Annotated in this window: 14 protein-coding genes and 2 pseudogenes; 9 read left to right on the top strand and 7 right to left on the bottom strand. The window is 75.9% G+C overall.

The window, feature by feature from the left end; genetic code table 11:
* Nucleotides 1-5 precede the first annotated feature (5 nt).
* Nucleotides 6-779: pseudogene (locus tag ACOBQU_RS06850) on the top strand (alpha/beta fold hydrolase); the annotation flags it as partial.
* A 51-nt stretch (nt 780-830) separates the two neighbouring features.
* Here ACOBQU_RS06850 and ACOBQU_RS06855 read toward each other — a convergent pair.
* Together ACOBQU_RS06855 and ACOBQU_RS06860 are read right to left on the bottom strand one after the other, a co-directional pair.
* A complete protein-coding gene (locus ACOBQU_RS06855) occupies nt 831-1775 on the bottom strand; it encodes an SDR family oxidoreductase (RefSeq protein WP_423624997.1) in 945 nt (314 codons plus the stop codon).
* A 45-nt stretch (nt 1776-1820) separates the two neighbouring features.
* Nucleotides 1821-2585 (bottom strand): SDR family oxidoreductase, encoded by a 765-nt coding sequence (locus tag ACOBQU_RS06860; RefSeq protein ID WP_423624998.1) that lies wholly within the window; start codon nt 2583-2585, stop codon nt 1821-1823.
* Between the two features lie 71 nt (nt 2586-2656).
* Here ACOBQU_RS06860 and ACOBQU_RS06865 point away from each other — a divergent pair, with 71 nt between their 5' ends.
* From ACOBQU_RS06865 to ACOBQU_RS06880, 4 genes are read left to right on the top strand one after another with little or no spacing between them, the layout of a single operon-like run.
* Nucleotides 2657-3445 (top strand): enoyl-CoA hydratase family protein, encoded by a 789-nt coding sequence (locus ACOBQU_RS06865; RefSeq protein WP_423624999.1) that lies wholly within the window; start codon nt 2657-2659, stop codon nt 3443-3445.
* Between the two features lie 11 nt (nt 3446-3456).
* Nucleotides 3457-4305: a CoA transferase subunit A gene (locus ACOBQU_RS06870; protein ID WP_423634302.1), complete on the top strand. Its 849-nt coding sequence runs from the start codon at nt 3457-3459 to the stop codon at nt 4303-4305.
* Nucleotides 4302-5093, top strand: a complete 792-nt coding sequence (locus ACOBQU_RS06875) for a CoA-transferase subunit beta (RefSeq protein ID WP_423625000.1) — start codon at nt 4302-4304, stop codon at nt 5091-5093. The genes ACOBQU_RS06870 and ACOBQU_RS06875 overlap by 4 nt, the downstream gene beginning before the upstream one ends.
* Nucleotides 5090-6235 (top strand): NAD(P)H-dependent flavin oxidoreductase, encoded by a 1146-nt coding sequence (locus ACOBQU_RS06880; RefSeq protein ID WP_423625001.1) that lies wholly within the window; start codon nt 5090-5092, stop codon nt 6233-6235. Before ACOBQU_RS06875 ends, ACOBQU_RS06880 begins: the two co-directional genes overlap by 4 nt.
* Before the next feature lie 158 nt (nt 6236-6393).
* Here ACOBQU_RS06880 and ACOBQU_RS06885 read toward each other — a convergent pair whose 3' ends face one another.
* From ACOBQU_RS06885 to ACOBQU_RS06900, 4 genes are all read right to left on the bottom strand, one after another.
* On the bottom strand, nt 6394-9039 hold the full coding sequence (locus ACOBQU_RS06885) for an ATP-binding protein (RefSeq protein WP_423625002.1): 2646 nt from the start codon (nt 9037-9039) through the stop codon (nt 6394-6396).
* 204 nt (nt 9040-9243) lie between these two features.
* Entirely contained in the window at nt 9244-10401 is a 1158-nt protein-coding gene (locus ACOBQU_RS06890; RefSeq protein ID WP_423625003.1) for an acetyl-CoA C-acetyltransferase, read from the bottom strand.
* Nucleotides 10402-10673: 272 nt separating this feature from the next.
* Entirely contained in the window at nt 10674-11261 is a 588-nt protein-coding gene (locus tag ACOBQU_RS06895; protein ID WP_423625004.1) for a TetR/AcrR family transcriptional regulator, read from the bottom strand.
* A gap of 199 nt (nt 11262-11460) precedes the next feature.
* A complete protein-coding gene (locus ACOBQU_RS06900) occupies nt 11461-12243 on the bottom strand; it encodes an SDR family oxidoreductase (protein ID WP_423625005.1) in 783 nt (260 codons plus the stop codon).
* 90 nt (nt 12244-12333) lie between these two features.
* On the opposite strand from ACOBQU_RS06900, the gene ACOBQU_RS06905 reads away from it, so the two are divergent.
* From ACOBQU_RS06905 to ACOBQU_RS06920, 4 genes and pseudogenes are all read left to right on the top strand, one after another.
* Nucleotides 12334-13509, top strand: coding sequence for an acyl-CoA dehydrogenase family protein (locus ACOBQU_RS06905; protein WP_423625006.1), 1176 nt, complete (start codon nt 12334-12336; stop codon nt 13507-13509).
* Nucleotides 13506-14494: pseudogene (locus tag ACOBQU_RS06910) on the top strand (acyl-CoA dehydrogenase family protein). The gene ACOBQU_RS06905 and the pseudogene ACOBQU_RS06910 overlap by 4 nt, the downstream one beginning before the upstream one ends.
* A gap of 237 nt (nt 14495-14731) precedes the next feature.
* A complete protein-coding gene (locus tag ACOBQU_RS06915; RefSeq protein WP_423625007.1) occupies nt 14732-15943 on the top strand; it encodes an anhydro-N-acetylmuramic acid kinase in 1212 nt (403 codons plus the stop codon).
* Nucleotides 15944-16169: 226 nt separating this feature from the next.
* Nucleotides 16170-17216 (top strand): DUF2510 domain-containing protein, encoded by a 1047-nt coding sequence (locus ACOBQU_RS06920; protein ID WP_423625008.1) that lies wholly within the window; start codon nt 16170-16172, stop codon nt 17214-17216.
* A gap of 220 nt (nt 17217-17436) precedes the next feature.
* Here the strand turns inward: ACOBQU_RS06920 and ACOBQU_RS06925 are convergent, their stop codons facing one another.
* Nucleotides 17437-18108 (bottom strand): TetR/AcrR family transcriptional regulator, encoded by a 672-nt coding sequence (locus ACOBQU_RS06925; protein WP_423625009.1) that lies wholly within the window; start codon nt 18106-18108, stop codon nt 17437-17439.
* Between the last annotated feature and the right edge of the window lie 6 nt (nt 18109-18114).

The following is an 18114-nucleotide window of genomic DNA, read 5'->3' on the forward strand; positions in this document are numbered from 1 at the left end:
CGACAGTGACCGCACGGACCGACCGTCCCGAGCCCCATCCCGCGCGCCTCCATCACCGCGAGGACGGGCCCGGCGCGGGCAGCCCGCTGATCCTCGGGCCGTCCCTCGGAACCTCCGCCGCGCTGTGGGACGGGGTGGTGCCGCACGTGGCCGGGCGGCACCGGGTCATCCGGTACGACCTCCCCGGGCACGGCGGCTCGTCGCCCGGGCTCATCGCCGCGGGGGCGACCGTCGCCGACCTCGCCGCGCTCGTCCTGGAGCTCGCGGACCGGCTCGGCGCCGATCGCTTCGGGTACGCGGGGGTCTCCTTGGGCGGGGCGATCGGGCTGCACCTCGCGGCGCACCACCCGGAGCGGATCGCGCGGCTCGCCGTCGTGTGCTCATCGGCCCACTTCGGCGGGGCCGGGCCCTGGCGGCAACGGGCGGCTCTCGTACGCCGTGAGGGCCTCGCCGAGCTGGCGAGGACCGCGCCCGAGCGCTGGTTCACGCCCGGCTTCACCGTGCCGCGCCTCGTGGCGGACCACCGCGGCGCCGACGCGGCCGCGTACGCCGCGTGCTGCGACGCGCTGGCCGCGTTCGACCTCCGGGAGTCGCTGTCCGCGATCACGGCGCCCACGCTGGTGGTGACCGGCCTGGAGGACCCGGCCACGCCTCCGGAGCACGGCCGGGAGATCGCCGAAGGGGTGGCGGGGGAGGTCACGGTGGTCGAGGTGCCGGGGGCCTCCCACCTGGCCCCGGCGGAACGCCCCGAGCCCGTGGGCACGGCCCTGCGCCAGCACCTGCGCGACCCGTACGGCGGATGACCACTCCGTACGGGGCTCCGGGGCCGCTCACCGCGCCCCGTACACCGCCTGCGGCGCCTCCGCCCGCGCCAGCAGCTTCAGGGCCGCCTCCCCCGCGGACGCGGGGGTGCGCCGGGCTCCGCAGTCGTCGCTGGGGCCCGGCCGCCACCCCTCCATGACGGTGACCCGGCCGCCCTCCACGGCGAAGACCCGGCCGGTCACGGAGGCCGACGCGGTGGAGCCGAGCCACACGACCAGCGGGGACACGTTCTCCGGGGCCATGGCGTCGAAACCGCCCTCTTCGGGGGCGGCCATCGCGTCGGCGAACGTCGTCTCGGTCATCCGGGTGCGGGCGGCGGGCGCGATGGCGTTCACCCGCACTCCGTAGGAGGCGAGTTCGGCGGCGGCCACCAGGGTGAGCCCGAGGACGCCCGCCTTGGCGGCGCAGTAGTTGCCCTGGCCGACGCTGCCGAGGAGCCCCGCTCCGGAGCTGGTGTTGACCACGCACGCGTGCGGCGGGCGGCCCGCCTTGGCCTCGGCCCGCCAGTGCGCGGCCGCGTGCTTCAGGGGCAGGAAGTGCCCCTTGAGGTGGACGCGCACGACCGCGTCCCAGTCGTCCTCGTCCAGGTTGACGAGCATGCGGTCGCGCAGGAACCCCGCGTTGTTGACGAGCGCGTCCAGGCGTCCGTACGTCTCCAGGGCGGCGTGGACGAGGGAGGCGGCACCCTCGGCGGTGGCGACGTCACCACGGTGGGCGACCGCGTCGCCGCCCGCGGCGCGGATCTCCTCGACGACGTCCTGCGCGGGCCCGCCGGAGACGCCCGAACCGTCGGCGGCCACCCCGAGGTCATTGACGACGACCCTGGCCCCCTCGGCGGCGAACGCGCGGGCGTGGGCGCGGCCGAGGCCCCGGCCCGCGCCGGTGACGATCACGACGCGGCCCGCGCAGATGCCCCGTTCGGCGGCGGCCTTACGCGACTCGACGGCGGTCATGCGCGACTCCTTCGCATACCCGGCTCCTTCGCTCGGTGGTGCGCGTCAGTGGTTCACGGTCGCGGCGTCCAGGAACGCGGGGCGCTCACCGCCGCCGTGCAGGTGCAGGGACGCGCCGCTGATGTAGCGCGCGGCCGGGGAGGCGAGGAAGACGCAGGCGTCGGCCGCGTCCGCGGGCTCGGCGAGGCGGCCGAGCGGGATGGTGCGGGCCACGGCCCGGACGCCGTCCTCGTCCCCGTAGTGCAGAGGGGCGCTCTCGGTGCGGACGAGGCCGAGGACGACCGTGTTCACGCGCACGCGCGGGGCCCACTCGACGGCCATGGTGCGCGCCAGGTTCTCCAGGCCCGCCTTGGCCGCGCCGTACGCCCCGGAGCCGGGTGAGGGGCGGGTGCCGCTGACGCTGCCGATCATCACGATGCCGCCGCCGTCCGCCTGACGGCACATCACCTCGTGGGCGGCGAGGGAGGCGTACAGCGGGGCGAGCAGGTTCAGCTCCACGATCTTGGCCTGGCGGCGCGCGGACGACTCGGCGAGCAGGCCGAAGGGGGTGCCGCCCGCGTTGTTCACCAGGACGTCCAGCCGCCCGTGGTCCGCGGCGACGCCGGTGAGCACGTCCCGGGCGGCGTCCGCGTCGCGCAGGTCGACGGCGCGGAACTCGGCGGTGGCGCCAAGCACTTCGACGGGCGCGCCGGGCGGCCTGCGGGCGCAGACGACGACGTGGGCCCCGGCCGCGAGGAAGCCCCGGGCGATGCCCGCGCCGACGCCGCGGGTGCCGCCGGTGACGACGACCACCTGTCGGTTGTCAGTCATGGCTGCTACCTTCCGAGTGACTAACAAATGTTTGGTTGAAGGCGCTGGGTTGAAAGGTAGCGGATGAGCTGATGCCTGTCTCCACTTCCTCCCCGGACGGGGGCGTGGCCGTGGTCACCGTGGACTACGCCCCGGTGAACGCGCTGCCCGCGCGAGGCTGGTTCGACCTCGCTGAGGCCGTGCGCGCGGCCGGGCGCGACCCGGGCGTGCGGTGCGTGGTCCTGGCCGCCGAGGGCCGGGGGTTCAACGCGGGCGTGGACCTCAAGGAGCTCCAGCGCGCCCGGGACGGCAGGGCGCTGCTCGACGCCAACCACGGCTGCGCCAGCGCCTTCGCCGCGGTGTACGAGTGCGAGGTCCCGGTGGTCGCCGCCGTGCAGGGCTTCTGCCTGGGCGGCGGCATCGGCCTCGTGGGCAACGCGGACGCGATCGTGGCGAGCGCCGACGCCACGTTCGGCCTCCCGGAGCTGGACCGCGGCGCCCTGGGCGCGGCCACGCACCTGTCCCGCCTGGTCCCCCAGCACCTGATGCGCGCGCTGTACTACACGTCGCGCACGGCCACGGCCGCCGAGCTGCACGCGCACGGCTCGGTGTGGCGCGTGGTCCCGCGCCCCGAGCTGCGTGCGGCGGCCCTGGAGCTGGCCCGTGAGATAGCCCGCAAGGACGGGGCGCTGCTGCGCCTGGCGAAGGCCGCGCTCAACGGCATCGACCCGGTCGACGTCCGCCGCAGCTACCGCTTCGAGCAGGGCTTCACCTTCGAGGCGGGCCTGAGCGGCGTGGCGGACCGCGTCCGCGCCGGGTTCGGAGCGGGCGGCCCCGCGGCGGACGGCACGGGCGTGCGCGACGGAGGGGGCGCGGCGTGAGCGACAAGGTCATGACGCCCGACGAGGTCGTGGGGTGCCTGGAGAGCGGGATGACGCTCGGCATCGGCGGCTGGGGCGCGCGCCGCAAGCCGATGGCCCTGGTGCGGGCGCTGCTGCGCTCGCCGGTGACCGATCTGACGGTGGTCTCGTGCGGCGGCCCGGATGTCGGCCTGCTCGCCGCCGCCGGGCGCGTGCGGACGCTGGTCGCGCCGTTCGTGACGCTCGACTCGATCCCCCTGGAGCCGCACTTCCGGTCGGCGCGCGAGCGGGGTGCGCTCGACCTGGTCGAGCTGGACGAGGCGATGTTCCTCCAGGGGCTCACGGCCGCCGCGCAGCGCCTGCCGTTCCTGCCGATCCGCGCGGGCCTCGGCTCGGACGTGCTGCGCGTCAACCCCCGCCTGCGCACGGTCAGATCGCCGTATGACGACGGGGAGGAGCTGGTGGCCGTCCCACCACTGCGCCTGGACGCGGCCCTGGTGCACCTGAACCGCGCGGACCGCCTGGGCAACGGCCAGTACCTGGGCCCCGATCCGTACGTCGACGACCTGTTCTGCGAGGCCGCCGACGCGGCGTACGTGTCGTGCGAGCGGATCGTGGACACCGTCGATCTCACGCGGAACGCGGCCCCCCAGACGCTGCTGGTCTCCCGCCACGCGGTGGCGGGCGTCACCGAGACGCCGCACGGCGCGCACTTCACGTCCTGCGCGCCGGACTACGGCCGCGACGAGCCCTTCCAACGGGAGTACGCCACCGCGGCCGCCGACCCCTCGGCCTGGGCGGCGTTCCACGACCGCTTCCTCTCCGGCGACGAGAAGGACTACCGGTCGGCCGTCACGGCCTGGCACGAGGAGCGGCGATGACCACCCGGCCCACGGCACCGCCCGCGGCACGGCCCGGTGCCGCGACCCGCGCCGAGTACTGCGTCGTGGCCTGCGCCGAGGCGTGGCGGGGCGACGGCGAGATCCTGGCCGCGCCGATGGGCACGCTGCCGACGGTGGCCGCCCGCCTGGCGAAGCTGACGTTCGCGCCGGACCTGCTGCTCACGGACGGCGAGGCCCTCCTGATGGGCGACGTTCCTGCTGTCGGGGCGCCCTCGGCGGTGACGGAGGGCTGGCTGCCGTACCGCCGCCATCTGACGATGGCGATGGGCGGGCGCAGACACGTGATGATGGGCGCGAGCCAGCTCGACCGCTTCGGCAACCAGAACATCTCGTGCGTCGGCGACTGGCACCGCCCCACCCGCCAGCTCCTCGGCTCCCGCGGCGCCCCGGTGAACACGGCGAACAACCCGGTCAGCTACTGGATCCCGAGGCACGGCCCCCGCGTGTTCGTCGAGAAGGTCGACATGATCAGCGGTGTCGGGTACGACAGCGCGGCCGCGGCGGGCCCGTCGGCGACCCGCTTCCACGAGCTGCGCCGCGTGGTGTCGCAGCTCGGCGTCTTCGACTTCGAGGGCCCCGACCGCACGCTGCGCCTGGTGTCGGTGCACCCCGGGGTGAGCGTGGCCGAGGTCCGCGCGGCGACGGCCTTCGACCTGGCGGTGTCCCCCGCGCTCGGGCCCACGCGCGCGCCCACCGCCGAGGAGCTGCGCCTGATCCGCGAGGTCCTGGATCCCGCGGGCCTGCGCGAGCGGGAGGTGCGGCCATGACGCCCCTGCCGCCCGCGTCTCCCGGGTCACCCGGGCCGCCCGGGTCACCAGGGTCGCTCGCGTCGTCGGAGCCGTCCCTCAGCACCCCGTTGACCCGGCTCCTCGGGGTGCGCCACCCGGTCGTGCAGACCGGCATGGGCTGGGTCGCGGGCCCCCGCCTGGTGTCGGCGACGGCGAACGCGGGCGGGCTCGGCGTCCTGGCGTCCGCCACGATGACGCTGCCCCAGCTCCGCGCCGCGATCAGAGAGGTGCGGGCGCGCACGGACGCCCCGTTCGGCGTGAACCTGCGCGCCGACGCGGCGGACGCGCCCGACCGGGTCCGGCTGGTCGTCGACGAGGGCGTCCGCGTGGCGTCCTTCGCGCTCGCCCCCTCCCCGTCCCTGATGGCCGCGTTGAAGGACGCCGGGGTCGTGGTGATCCCCTCCGTGGGCGCGCGGCGGCACGCGGAGAAGGTCGCCGCGTGGGGCGCGGACGCGGTCCTCGTCCAGGGCGGCGAGGGCGGCGGCCACACCGGTGACGTCGCCACGACCGTGCTGCTCCCCCAGGTCGTGGACGCCGTGGACATCCCGGTGATCGCGGCGGGCGGCTTCCACGACGGCCGCGGCCTGGTCGCGGCCCTGGCCTACGGCGCCGCGGGCGTCGCCATGGGCACCCGCTTCCTGCTCACGTCCGACTCCCCCGTCCCGGACGCGGTGAAGGCCCGCTACCTGGCGGCGACGGCCCGGGACATCACGCTCACCACGCGCGTGGACGGCCTCCCCCACCGCATGCTCCGCACGCCCCTGGTGGCGTCCCTGGAGCGCTCGGGCCCCCTCGCCTCCCTGCTCATGGCCGCCCGCCACGCCCGCGCCCACCGCCGCGCGTCCGGCCTGACCTGGCCCCAACTGCTGCGAGAGGGCCGCGCGTTGAGGGCCGCCAAGTCCCTGACCTGGCCCCAGACCCTCCTGGCGGCGAACACGCCCCGGCTGCTCAAGTCAGCGATGGTCGACGGCGACCCGGACCGCGGGGTCATGGCCGCGGGCCAGGTGGCGGCGGTACTGGATGATCTCCCGTCGTGCGCGGAACTCATCACGCGGATGGTGAGGGAGGCGGAGGAAGTCCTGGCCGGATTGCGGGGCATCCAGAACGGCACCGCACCGTGACGCAGCGCCGCACCGTGACACGGCACCGCGCCGTGACAGCGCACGCCGAGGGAATTCCAGCCCGTCCGGCGCTTGAGGACGAGGCGCGGAGCGCCGAAAGACGGGGGCCCGGGGCTCGGCCCCCGCAGGCGGCGCCCCGGACCCCGGGTCACCAAGGACTAGACCCCGGCCAGGAACCGCTCAGCCCGGGCGGCCAGCCCATCCGCTCCGCAGCTGCGCGCCAGCGCCAGCCCCCGTTCCAGCTCGTCCACGCTGCCCGAGGCGACCCCGTACTCGACCCGCGCGAGGGCGTGTTCGTACGCGCACGGCGATTCCTCCAGATAGGCCGCGGCCTTGCCGTACAGGACGGTGGCGCGCTGGCCCGAGGCCAGCGCGGCCTCGCAGCGCAGGGCCTCGCCGATCGCGGTGTCCGTGCCGAACCGCTCGGCCTGCACGCGGGCGTCGGCGACGAGGTCGGCGGCGCGCCGCGGATCCTCGTCGGCGAGGGCCCGCGCGAGGTCGTACGCCCAGGGCGCGAGCACCGTGTTGTACTGGCCGCGGGCCGTCAGCACCTTGGCGGCGGACTCCAGTTCGTTGAGGCCCGCCTCGCGGTCGCCGAGCGCGAGCAGCAGGCGTCCGCGCACCGACATGGCGTCGGGGACGTAGATCGTGGAGGCGGACGGCGGGGCGAAGCCGTAGCGGTCGGCGACGGACCTGGCCTGTTCGGCGTGGCCGCGGGCGAGCAGCGTGTCGATGAGCATGCTGGCCACCTCCCAGTGCATCGGAAGTCGGCCCTGGCCCACGCGGTCGGCGAGCCGCAGGCTCTCGCGCAGCGAGTTCTCGGCGTCCCTGAGGCGTCCGCGCCTGCGGTACACATAGCCGAGGAAGGCGTGGGCGAGCGCCAGGTGGCCGCCGGTCCAGCCCGCGGTCTCGTACGCCCGCACGGCCTCGGTGAACAGGCTCTCGGCGCGGTCGAGCCGGTCGGCGAAGGCGTAGGCGCTGCCGAGCATCAGGCGCAGCTCGAAGCTCCACTCGGCGTCGGTCCAGCCGAGGCCGGGCGCGAGGCGGCCGTTGACGAGGGCGCGGTCGCACAGCTCCACGACCACCTCGGCGTTCTCGCCCCGGGTCATCGCGTCGAAGGCGCGCAGGATGAGCATCGCCCGCTCGGCGTTGTCACGTCCGGTCAGCGGGTCGGCGAGCGCGGCCAGGCGCCGGGAGCGGCCGGGTGAGTCCTCCTCGCCCGCGTGGATGCCCTCCCACATGAAGTGCACGGCCTGGAGCCGCAGCCGTGCGGGGCCCGGTTCGAGCCGGGCGGCCTCCTCGGTGATGACGCGCAGGCCCTCGCCGAGCTGGTCGTTGTGCACGAGGGCCTGGGAGAGGCGGCAGACGGCGTCGACGCGCAGCTCCTGGCTGAGGCCGCCGCGGGACAGGGCCTCGCGCAGGTGCCCGATGGTGGTGGCGGGCGAGGTGAGCAGTGTGGCGCAGCCCAGTTCGTAGAGGACCAGGGCGTGCACGCCGGGCCGGGGCGGCTCGCGCAGGGCCCGCTCCAGGCAGCGGCGGGCCGCGTCGGGCGCGCCGACGGCGAGGTGCTCAGTGGCCGCTTCGCGCAGCTGCCCGACGAGTTCGGGGTCGTCGTCCGGGTGGACCTCCAGCAGGTGCCGGGAGGCCGCGGCGGCGCCGCGGCCGGAGCGGGTGACGGCCCAGGCGGCGCGCCCGTGCATGGCGGTGCGGGTGGCGGCCGGGATGGAGGTGTAGACGGCGGTGGCGATCAGCGGGTGCACGAACTCGAGGCCCGCGTCGCCGCTGGTGAGGATGCGGGCCAGGGACAGCCGCTCCGCGCACCGCTCGGCCGCGTCGCGGGGCATTCCGGCGAGGGACGCGGCGAGTTCGACGGAGATCTCGGAGCCGAGGATCGCCGCGGCCCAGGCGAAGCGGGTGGCGTCCGTGCCGAGTTCCTCCAGGCGGGCGACGAGGCCGCGGCCGCGCGCCGAGCGGTTCAGGTCGCGCAGCTCGGCCGCGGAGGACTCGACGGGTTCCAGCTCGCTGTCCTGGACCTTGGCGAGGAGTTCCACGGATTCGTAGGGGTTGCCGCCGGTGACCGCCCATACCTCGCGGCAGAACGGGGCGTCGGCGTGCTCGCCGAGGGTGGCGCGGGTCAGTCCCGCGGTGGCGTCCGGGGTGAGGGCGCGCAGCGGGGGCGAGGGGTGGGCCGCGGCGCCGATCCGCTCCAGGTAGCGGGCGCTTTCGCCGGTCGCCTCGCCGGGCCGGTGGGCGACCACGACGAGGACGGGCACCTCGTCGAGGCGCTCGGCGAACGCGGCGAGCCAGCGCAGCGTCTCCTGGTCGACCCAGTGCGCGTCGTCGACGAGCAGCACCAGCGGCCAGTGCACGTGGGCGAGGCGGGCGACGACGGAGACGAGGCCGTCGCACACGGCCTGCGGGTCGGGGCGGCCGCTGCCCGGTTCCGTTATCCCGAGCGCGGGGCCCGCGATCTCGTGCCAGTCGCCCAGGTACTCGCGGACCTCTTCGGGGGAGAGGGCGACGAGCGCGGGCTGGAGCAGTTGGCGAACGACGTTGTACGGAACGGACGTGACGGTCTCGCCGCCGCGGGCGGACCACACGGTGGCCCGGCCGTCGGCGATGCGGCGCACTGCGGACAGCAGCGCGGTCTTGCCGATTCCGGCCTCTCCGCTGAAGACGAGCAGGCCGCCTTCGGTCGTCATGTCCGAGCACAGACCTGCCACCGCGCGCTCGGCCGCGGCGATCTCGTCGTCGCGCTCCCACAGCGGGGCCCAGGCGCCGCCTCCGGGCCGTCCCTGCGTCATCGCGCTACCTCCCGGGGTCGCTCAATCGACGTACAGAACTTGAGACTAGCCGGGTCGGAGCGGTCAGGGTGGGCGGACCGGCAAGGCACTCCCGCCAGGGGTGACAGGCTGTCATATGCCAGGGCCGTGCGGCGGGGGGTGGCGGGCGGTGCGAGAGGCGGCCACCGGGGCCCGGTGGTTCCGGTTGGCGGGGTCCCGCGGAGGTCAGAGGCGTTCGACGATGGTGACGTTGGCCTGGCCGCCTCCTTCGCACATGGTCTGGAGGCCGAACCGGCCTCCGGTGCGCTCCAGTTCGTGCAGCAGGGTCGTCATCAGGCGGGCGCCGGTGGCCCCGAGGGGGTGACCGAGAGCGATCGCGCCGCCGTTCACGTTGACCTTGTCCGGGTCGGCGCCGGTCTCCTTCAGCCAGGCGAGGACGACTGGCGCGAACGCCTCGTTGATCTCGACGAGGTCGATGTCGTCCAGGGTGAGGCCGGTCTTCTTCAGAGCGCGGGCCGTGGCCGGTATGGGCGCGGAGAGCATCCGGATGGGGTCCTCGCCGCGGGCGGAGAGGTGGTGGACGCGGGCTCGGGGCGTCAACCCGTGGTCGCGCACGGCCCGTTCACCGGCGATGAGCAGGGCGGCGGCGCCGTCGGAGACCTGGGAGGAGCAGGCGGCGGTGAGGGTGCCGCCGTCCGTGACGGGCCTGAGGGCGGCCATCTTGGCGCGGGTGGTGTCGCGGCGGGGGCCCTCGTCCGCGGTGACGTCGGCGCAGGCGACGAGTTCGCGGTCGAAGCGGCCCTCGTCGGCGGCGCGGACCGCGCGCCGGTGGGAGCGGAGCGCGAACTCCTCCATGTCCGCGCGGGAGATGCCCCAGCGCCCGGCGATGAGCTGGGCGCCGTGGAACTGGTTGACCGGCTGGTCCCCGTAGCGGGCGCGCCAGCCGGTGCTGCCCGCGAACGGCCCTTCGGTGAGGCCGAGGGGCTCGGCGGCCCGGCGGGAGGCGAAGGCGATGGGGATCATCGACATGTTCTGCGTGCCGCCCGCGACCACGAGGTCCTGGGTGCCGGAGAGGATGGCCTGGGCGGCGAAGTGCAGGGCCTGCTGGGAGGATCCGCACTGCCGGTCGACCGTGACGCCGGGCACCTCCTCGGGCAGTCCGGCGGCGAGCCAGCTCGTGCGGGCGATGTCGCCCGCCTGCGGTCCGACCGCGTCGAGGCAGCCGAAGACGACGTCGTCGACGGCGGCCGGGTCCACGCCGCTGCGCTCCATCAGCGCCGTGAGCACATGGGCGCCCAGGTCGGCGGGGTGGACAGCGGCGAGGCCGCCGCCGCGCTTGCCCACCGGGGTGCGGACCGCCTCGACGATGTAGGCCTCGGCCATGGCTGCGTGCTCCTCGGGTGTCGGGCGACGCCGGGCGGCCTGCGCGCGGGTCGCGGCTGTCGGCGGTCGCGGTGGACGACCGCGGTGCGGGGCGCCCGGGGGCGCGGGCCGTGTCGGTGGCGGCTCCGCCGCGTGGGCGCTACCGGCGGCGACCGACGGCGCACCGGCGACCGGGGTGCCGCGACCGGCGTGCCACGACCGGGCGACCTCACGGTGCCGCACGGCGGGCACGGCGGGCGCGGCGGGCACGGCGGGCGCGGCGGGCACGGCGCCTAGGCGCGGACGCTGAGGCCGTCCAGGACCATCGACAGGTACTGGCGGGCGATCTCCTCGGGGCTGTGGCCGCCGCCCGGCCGATACCAGGACGCGGCGACCCAGACCGTGTCCCGTACGAAGCGGTAGGCGAGCCGGATGTCCAGGTCGGCGCGGAAGACGCCTTCGGCGACGCCGCGTTCGAGGGTGGCGAGCCAGGTCTTCTCGAAGCGCTGCTGGGACTCCACCAGGTACTCGAACCGGGTCTGGGCGACCAGGTGCCGGGACTCCTTCTGGTAGATCGCGACGGCGGACCGGTGCCGGTCGATCTCGCGGAAGGACTCCGTGACAAGGGCCTCCAGGGTCTCGCGGGGGCCGAGCGGCGCGGCGAGGACCGCGTCGTACCCGTCCCACAGCTCCGTCAGGAACGTCCGCAGGATCTCTTCGAGCATCGACTCCTTGGAGTCGAAGTGGTAGTAGAGGCTCCCGGCGAGCATGCCCGCGGCGTCGGCGATCTTGCGGACCGTCGTGGCGTTGTACCCCTGCTCGGCGAACACGTCCGCGGCGATCCTGAGCAGTTCGTCGCGGCGCTCCGCCGACGGGGTCACGGGCTGCTTCCTCCCTCGGGCGGGCTTCTTCGCCGCGCCGCCCGGGGCGTTCCCCGCCGCGCCGCCGGGGGGCTTTGCGCGGCCGGACCTCGCAGTCCCACGGCCGCCGCCCGGGGGCGTTCGCTCGTCGGTGTCCGGCTGCTGCTGTCGCTGTTGTCTCTGTGTCGGCACACGGCCATTCTCCGCCCATGGCTGTCGGCTACGGGTGCTGGCTGCTGGCCGAGACCGTCTCGCCCGTCAGGTACGAGGAGTAGTCGCTGGCCAGGAAGACGATGACGTTGGCCATCTCCCAGGGCTCGGCGGGCCGTCCGAACGCCTCGCGCGCGGCCAGTTCGTCGAGCAGCCCCGGCGGGGTGACCCTGGCCAGGTGGGGGTGCAGGGCGAGGCTGGGCGCGACCGCGTTGACCCGGATCCCGTGGGGTGCCGCTTCGAGGGCGGCGCAGCGCGTGAGGGCCATGACGCCCGCCTTCGCCGCGGCGTAGTGCCCCTGGCCCGCCTGGGCGCGCCAGCCGAGCACCGAGGCGTTGTTCACGATGACTCCGCCGCGGCCCGTGGCGCGCAGGCGGCGCAGGGCGGCGCGAGTGCAGCGGAACGTGCCCGTCAGTGTGACGTCGATGACGGTGGCCCACTGGTCGTCGGTCATGTCCGTCAGCTCGCAGGTGCCGCCGAGGCCCGCGTTGTTCACGACGATGTCCAGACGGCCGTGGGCGCGCTCCGCCAGGTCGAACAGGGCGCGCACCTGCTGCTCGTCCGTGACGTCGCACACCGTGCCGTCGACGCGGTCGGGGCCGAACTCGGCCGCCAGGCACGCCACAGCCTCCTTGGTGCGCCGCGGGTGGGCGTCGCCGATGACCACGCGGGCGCCCTCCTCCAGGAGGCGGCGGGCGGTGGCGCCGCCTACGCCCGACCCGGCGGCCGCAGTGACGACGGCCGCGCGGTCGGCGAGCAGGCCGTGCCCGCGCACGTACTCAGGCGTGCTCATGGGGCCTCCCTCGCGCCCTCGACGGCTCACCTCACCCACGGTAATCTACCAAACACTTGTTAGGGAAGAGCTTCGAGGGGTGACGCCCGCATGGATCTCGACTTCACGGCGGCGGAAGAGGAGTTCAGGCGCCAGGCGCGCGCCTGGCTGGCCGCGCACGTGCCGCGCGCCCCGCTGCCGTCCCTGGAGACCGCGGCGGGCTTCGCCGCCCACCGGGAGTGGGAGCGCGAGCTCGCCGCGGACCGCTGGTCGGCCGTCACCTGGCCCGAGGAGTACGGGGGCCGGGGCGTCGGCCTCGTCCAGTGGCTCCTCTTCGAGGAGGAGTACCACCGGGCGGGGGCACCGGGCCGCGTCTCGCAGAACGGCATCAGCCTGCTCGCGCCCACGCTGCTCGCCCACGGCACCCCGGAGCAGCGGGCGCGCATCCTGCCGCCCATGGCGCGCGGCGAGGTCGTCTGGGCGCAGGCGTGGTCGGAGCCGGAGGCCGGGTCCGACCTGGCGGCGCTGCGGTCCACCGCGCGGCGGGTGCCCGGCGGTTGGCGGCTGAGCGGGCAGAAGACGTGGTCGTCGCGGGCGGCGTTCGCCGACCGCGCGTTCGGCCTGTTCCGCAGCGACCCGGGGGCGGACCGGCCGCACCGGGGCCTGACGTACGTGATGTTCCCGCTCGACGCGGACGGCGTCACCGTGCGGCCCATCGGGCGCCTCGACGGCAAGCCCGCGTTCGCGGAGCTGTTCCTGGACGAGGTGTTCGTGCCGGACGAGGACGTGGTCGGCGAGCCGGGCCAGGGCTGGCGGATCGCGATGGCGACGACGGGCGACGAGCGCGGTGTGACGCTGCGCTCCCCCGGCCGCTTCCTGGCGACGGCCGACAGGCTGGTGCGGCTGTGGCGCGCGCACGGCGACCCGCGGGACACGGCCCTGCGGGACCGCGTGGCCGACGCGGTGACCGGCGCCCGCGCGTACCAGCTCCACGCCTGGGCGGCCGTCTCGCGCCGCGCGGCGGGCGAGGCGCCCCCCGGTCCGCCCGGCGCGGACTCCAGCCTCACCAAGGTGTTCTGGTCGGAGTACGACATCGCGGCGCACGAGACGGCCCTCGACCTGCTCGGCGCGGACGGCGAGTTGACGGGCCCGGGCCCCGGGGGCGCGGACTGGATGGAGGGGTACGTCTTCTCGCTGGCCGGTCCGATCTATGCGGGGACGAACGAGATCCAGCGCGACATCATCGCCGAGCGCCTGCTCGGGCTGCCGAGGGGGCGCCGCGGATGAGGTTCCTCCTGGACGACGAGCAGCGCGCGTTCGCCCGGTCCCTGGACGCCCTGCTGACGGCCGCTGAAGCCCCCGCCGCCGCGCGCGCCTGGGCCGACGGGGACCTAGCCCAGGGAGCGGCGCTGTGGCGGCGCCTGGCGGCCACCGGGGTGTTCGCGCTCGCCGCCGACGCCGAGTACGAGGGGGTGGGGCCGCTCCCCGTAGAGCTGGCCGTCGCCTTCGTAGAGGTGGGTCGGCACGCGGTGCCGGGGCCGCTGGTGGAGACGGCGGTGGCGGCGGCGCTGCTCTCCCGCCTCGCCGAGCGGGGCGAGCCCGACGCGGCCAAGCGGCTGCTGCCGTCGCTCGTGTCGGGCGAGGCGCGCGCCACGGTGGCGCTCGCCGAGACGGGTCCGTACGCGCTGGACGCGGACGCGGCGACGTACGTCCTCGCCGCCGGGGACGGCCTCGTGCGGCTGGCCCCCGGGCACGGCCCGCCGCGGGCGTCCCTCGACCCCGCGCGGCGCCTCGCGCGCCCGCTGCCCGGCGGCGAGGTCCTGGCCACCGGCCCCGCGGCGGACGACGCGGCGCGGCACGCCCTGCGGTGGGCGGCGCTCGCCACGGCCGCGCAGTGCCTGGGCGTCGGGTACGCGCTCTTGGACCGCACGGTGGCGTATGTGAAGCAGCGGACCCAGTTCGGCGTGCCCGTCGGCTCCTTCCAGGCGGTCAAGCACCGCCTCGCGGACGTGCTGGTGGGCCTTGAGTTCGCCCGTCCCCTGGTGTTCGGCGCCGCGGTGTCCCTGGAGGCGGACGGCCCCTGGGGGATCTCGCCTCGGCCAAGCTGGCCGCCGGGGAGGCCGGGTACCGCGCCGCGCGGGCCGCGCTCCAGTCGCACGGGGCGCTGGGGTACGCGGCCGAGGCCGACGTCTCCCTGTGGATCCGCAAGGCCCGTGCCCTGCGCGGCGCGTGGGGCACCCCTGGCACCTGGCGCGCCAGGGTCATCCCGTAACGCGCGTCCCCGCACCGGGCTCGGCACGCCGCTCCTTCTCGGGCGGGAAGGGCCGAGCGCGCCACCGTGCCTCCAACGGGCCGGGGTTTCAAGCCCGCCCGGCGCCTGAGGGCAAGCCGCGCTCCGGCGGGGCCGCCCCGGTGCGGCCCCGCCGGAGCGTGGCGGGATAGTGGGGGTCGGGCCCGTCGGCCCCCGAGACTCGGTGCCGGGTACACCGCCAGCCAGAAGGAGACCCCCGTGCGCGTTATCGGCCTCATGTCCGGCACCTCCTACGACGCCATCGACGCCGGTGCCGTCGACCTCGCCCTCGACGGCGACCGGCTCGTCCTGACCCCGCTCGGCCTGATCAGCCGCGGGTACGACGAGGCGCTGCGCGCGGCGCTCGCCGCCGCCCTGCCCCCGGCGAGCACCACGCTGGCCGACGTGTGCCGCCTGGACACGCTGATCGGGCGGGCGTTCGCCGGTGCGGCCGTGGAGGCTGACCGCGACCTGTGCGACGGCGCCGCGGAGCTGGTCGCCTCGCACGGGCAGACCGTCTTCCACTGGGTGGAGGACGGCACGGTGCGCGGCACGCTCCAGATCGGGCAGCCCGCGTGGATCGCGGAGGCGACGGGCCTGCCGGTGGTGTCCGACTTCCGGCCGCGGGACGTGGCGGCGGGCGGTCAGGGCGCGCCCCTGGTGAGCCTGGTGGACCAGATGTGGCTGCGCGGCAGGCCGGGCGCCCCGGTCGCGCTGAACCTGGGCGGCATCGCCAACATCACCGCCCCGGACGGCACGGCGTTCGACACCGGCCCCGCCAACGCCCTGATCGACGCGGCGGTGCGGGAGTTGACGCCGCTGGGGCGCGAGGGGGCGCTCGCGTACGACAGGGACGGGGCGCTCGCGGCGCGCGGCGCCGTGCACCCCGAGCTGCTCGCGCGGCTGCTCGCCGAGCCGTACTACGCGCTGCCCGCGCCGAAGACGACGGGCAAGGAGCTGTTCCACCTGCCGTATCTACGCCGTGCCCTCGCCGGTTTCGAGGACCTGGCGGCGGAGGACGTCGTGGCGACGCTCACCCGGCTGACGGCGGTGACGGTCGCCGACGCGGTGCGCGCGGTGAAGGCCAGCGAGGTGATCGCCTCCGGCGGCGGGATCCGGAACCCGACGCTCATGGCCATGCTGCGGGCCGAGTTGGGCTCGGCGGTGCCGGTGCGGGGCTCCGACGACTTCGGGCTCCCGTCGGCGGCGAAGGAGGCGTACGCGTTCGCGGTGCTCGGCTTCCTGACGGCGCACGGGCTGCCCGGCACCGTCCCGGCGAGCACCGGCGCACGGCACGCGAGCGTCCTCGGGTCGATCACGCCGGGGCGCGCGGGGCTGCGGCTGCCCGGCCTCGCGCCCCACGGCCCACAGGCCCCGGGGGACTTCGTGGCGCCCACGCGGCTCGTGGTGGACGGGCACGTCCGGGGCTGACGGCACGGTCCGGCCGCAGCGCCGCGCGGCGGCCGGAACGCGGCGCGCGGCGAGGGCGGCCGGGAAGGAGCCGACGGTCGAGAAGGAGAGGGTCGGGAAGGAATCCGCGGCCGGAAGGGAGTCGGGGGTCGGGAAGGAATCCGCGGGCGGGAAGAAGTCGGCGGCCGGGCAGGAGTTGACGGCCCCTCTCATCCGGATTTCAGGAGGTGCCCATACGCTGACGCGCATGACGCACGCGACTCCCCCCGGCTGGTATCCCGACCCCAGGCAGGCTCCCGGCGCCCCGCCCTCCGAGCGGTGGTGGGACGGGTCGAAGTGGACGGACCACGTCCGCGCGCCGGGCGCCGCCCCCGCGCCCCCCGGACCGTTCCCCGCGCCGTACCCCGGGCCACCGCCGCACGATCCGCGGCGCCGCCGCATACGGACGGCGATAGGCGTCGGCGTGGCGGTGGCGGTGCTCGCGGGCATCGGCGGCGGGGTCTACGCGCTGACCGCCGACGACGACGGCGACGACGACGCGGGGTCCCCGTCGTCGTCCGCGCCCGTGAAGCCCGGCCCGGACGACGGCGACGGCGACAGCGACGGCGACAGCGGGGACGGCGGCGACAAGTCCCCGGGGAACCCGGAGGGTTCGCCGTCCCCCGGCCCGTCCGACGCCCCGCCGTCCGAGGAGGGGTACGCGACCGACCGGGCGAGCGGGATCAGCGTGCCCGTGCCGGACGGCTGGGAGGGCCAGTCGGGCCGCGGCGGCGTCGGCGCGAGCGTGACGACCGGGAAGTACCCGTGCCCCGGGGAGACGTCGAAGACCTGCGTCCGCGGCGGCGCGTTCTCGGCGCCCGCCCGCGCCATGAAGGTCACCGGGAGCAGCCCCGAGGCCGTGGCCAAGGCCGACATCGAGAAGAACGCCGAGGAATCGTACGGCGGCCCGATCTACGGCGGCACACTGAAGTCGCACAAGGAACTGGCGTCCCGGTCGGTCACCGTCGCCGGGCAGAAGGGCTATCTGGTCCGCTGGAAGGCCGTCACCCGCAAGGGCCCCGACGGGTACGTCCAGTCACTCGCCTTCACCTCGCCCACCGATGACACGACCCTGGTGCTGGTCCGCTTCGGCATCGACGTCCACGACGACGCGCCGCCCCTGTCGTCCATGGACCGGATCGCCAAGGGCATCAAGGCGGCCCGCGGCGGCGCGGGCGGCGACGGCCAGCAGGTCAACGACCAGGGCGCGGGCCCGTACGCACGGACCGGGCGGGACGTCTCCGCCGCGCTGTGACGCCACCGGGCCCTCGCGGGGCCGGACAGACTTGGGCGCCGCCGTCGCGGCAGACCCGGGCGCCGCCCCTGACGAGGCCCGGCGCCGCCTCCTGACAAGGCCGGGCGGGCCGAGCGAACTCGGCCCGCCCGGCGGGGGGTTGCGCGCCGACCCCGTCCCCACGGTGCGGCGCGAGCAGGCCCCGGTCCGGTCATCCAACCCGCGGACCCGGGCCCACGTTCTAGGGGGCGCCCGCCGCCGGTGCACCCGACGGCGCGTCCTGCGCGGGCGCGTCGGCCAGGCCGAGCACCGGCAGCAGCACCGCCTCGACGAACCGCGTCAGATACGCCACGTCCGCGTTCTCGCCGTCCAGGAACGGGCGGACCCGCAGCACGCCGATGAGCTGGGCCGCGATGAACTCGGCCGCCGGGTGCCCCTCGGGGATCTCGCCGCGCTCGACCCCGCGCCGCACCATCGCCTCGATCGCCCGCAGCTCGGGCTCCACCAGGGCCTCGCGCAGCGCCCGCCGGAGGTCCGCGTCCTGCTGCACCGCGTGCCCGAGCGCCTGCACGAGCAGGGTGTCCCGCTCGCTCCAGGCGGCGGCCGAGCACGCCGCCGCACGCAGGTCACCGGCGAGCGAGCCGGTGTCGATGCCCTCGAAGCGCACGCACCGGTTGGCGCGCAGCGCGGCGGCCACGAACTGGGGCTTGGTCTTCCACTGGCGGTAGAGCGTGGACTTGCTGCACTTGGCGCGGGCGGCCACGCCCTCCATGGTCACGGCCTCGTACCCGCAGGCGCGGAGCTGGTCGAGGACGGCGTCGTAGAACTCCTGCTCCCGCTCGGGCGTGATCTTGGAGCGGCGCGCCGCCACCTGGCCGCACGCCCGCTCGTCCGTCCGTTCCCGCGCCGTCATGTCTCG

The sequence above is a fragment of the Streptomyces sp. G45 genome, assembly GCF_049542095.1.
In the GTDB taxonomy this organism is placed as follows: Bacteria; Actinomycetota; Actinomycetes; order Streptomycetales; family Streptomycetaceae; genus Streptomyces.

Excerpts from the sequence above, each read along its gene's own strand:
- ACOBQU_RS06880 (WP_423625001.1), top strand. The coding sequence starts at position 5,090 with ATGACGCCCCTGCCGCCCGCGTCTCCCGGGTCACCCGGGCCGCCCGGG.
- ACOBQU_RS06925 (WP_423625009.1), bottom strand. The coding sequence starts at position 18,108 with ATGACGGCGCGGGAACGGACGGACGAGCGGGCGTGCGGCCAGGTGGCG.
- ACOBQU_RS06890 (WP_423625003.1), bottom strand. The coding sequence starts at position 10,401 with ATGGCCGAGGCCTACATCGTCGAGGCGGTCCGCACCCCGGTGGGCAAG.
- ACOBQU_RS06900 (WP_423625005.1), bottom strand. The coding sequence starts at position 12,243 with ATGAGCACGCCTGAGTACGTGCGCGGGCACGGCCTGCTCGCCGACCGC.
- ACOBQU_RS06905 (WP_423625006.1), top strand. The coding sequence starts at position 12,334 with ATGGATCTCGACTTCACGGCGGCGGAAGAGGAGTTCAGGCGCCAGGCG.
- ACOBQU_RS06865 (WP_423624999.1), top strand. The coding sequence starts at position 2,657 with ATGCCTGTCTCCACTTCCTCCCCGGACGGGGGCGTGGCCGTGGTCACC.
- ACOBQU_RS06870 (WP_423634302.1), top strand. The coding sequence starts at position 3,457 with ATGACGCCCGACGAGGTCGTGGGGTGCCTGGAGAGCGGGATGACGCTC.
- ACOBQU_RS06885 (WP_423625002.1), bottom strand. The coding sequence starts at position 9,039 with ATGACGCAGGGACGGCCCGGAGGCGGCGCCTGGGCCCCGCTGTGGGAG.
- ACOBQU_RS06875 (WP_423625000.1), top strand. The coding sequence starts at position 4,302 with ATGACCACCCGGCCCACGGCACCGCCCGCGGCACGGCCCGGTGCCGCG.
- ACOBQU_RS06855 (WP_423624997.1), bottom strand. The coding sequence starts at position 1,775 with ATGACCGCCGTCGAGTCGCGTAAGGCCGCCGCCGAACGGGGCATCTGC.
- ACOBQU_RS06920 (WP_423625008.1), top strand. The coding sequence starts at position 16,170 with ATGACGCACGCGACTCCCCCCGGCTGGTATCCCGACCCCAGGCAGGCT.
- ACOBQU_RS06860 (WP_423624998.1), bottom strand. The coding sequence starts at position 2,585 with ATGACTGACAACCGACAGGTGGTCGTCGTCACCGGCGGCACCCGCGGC.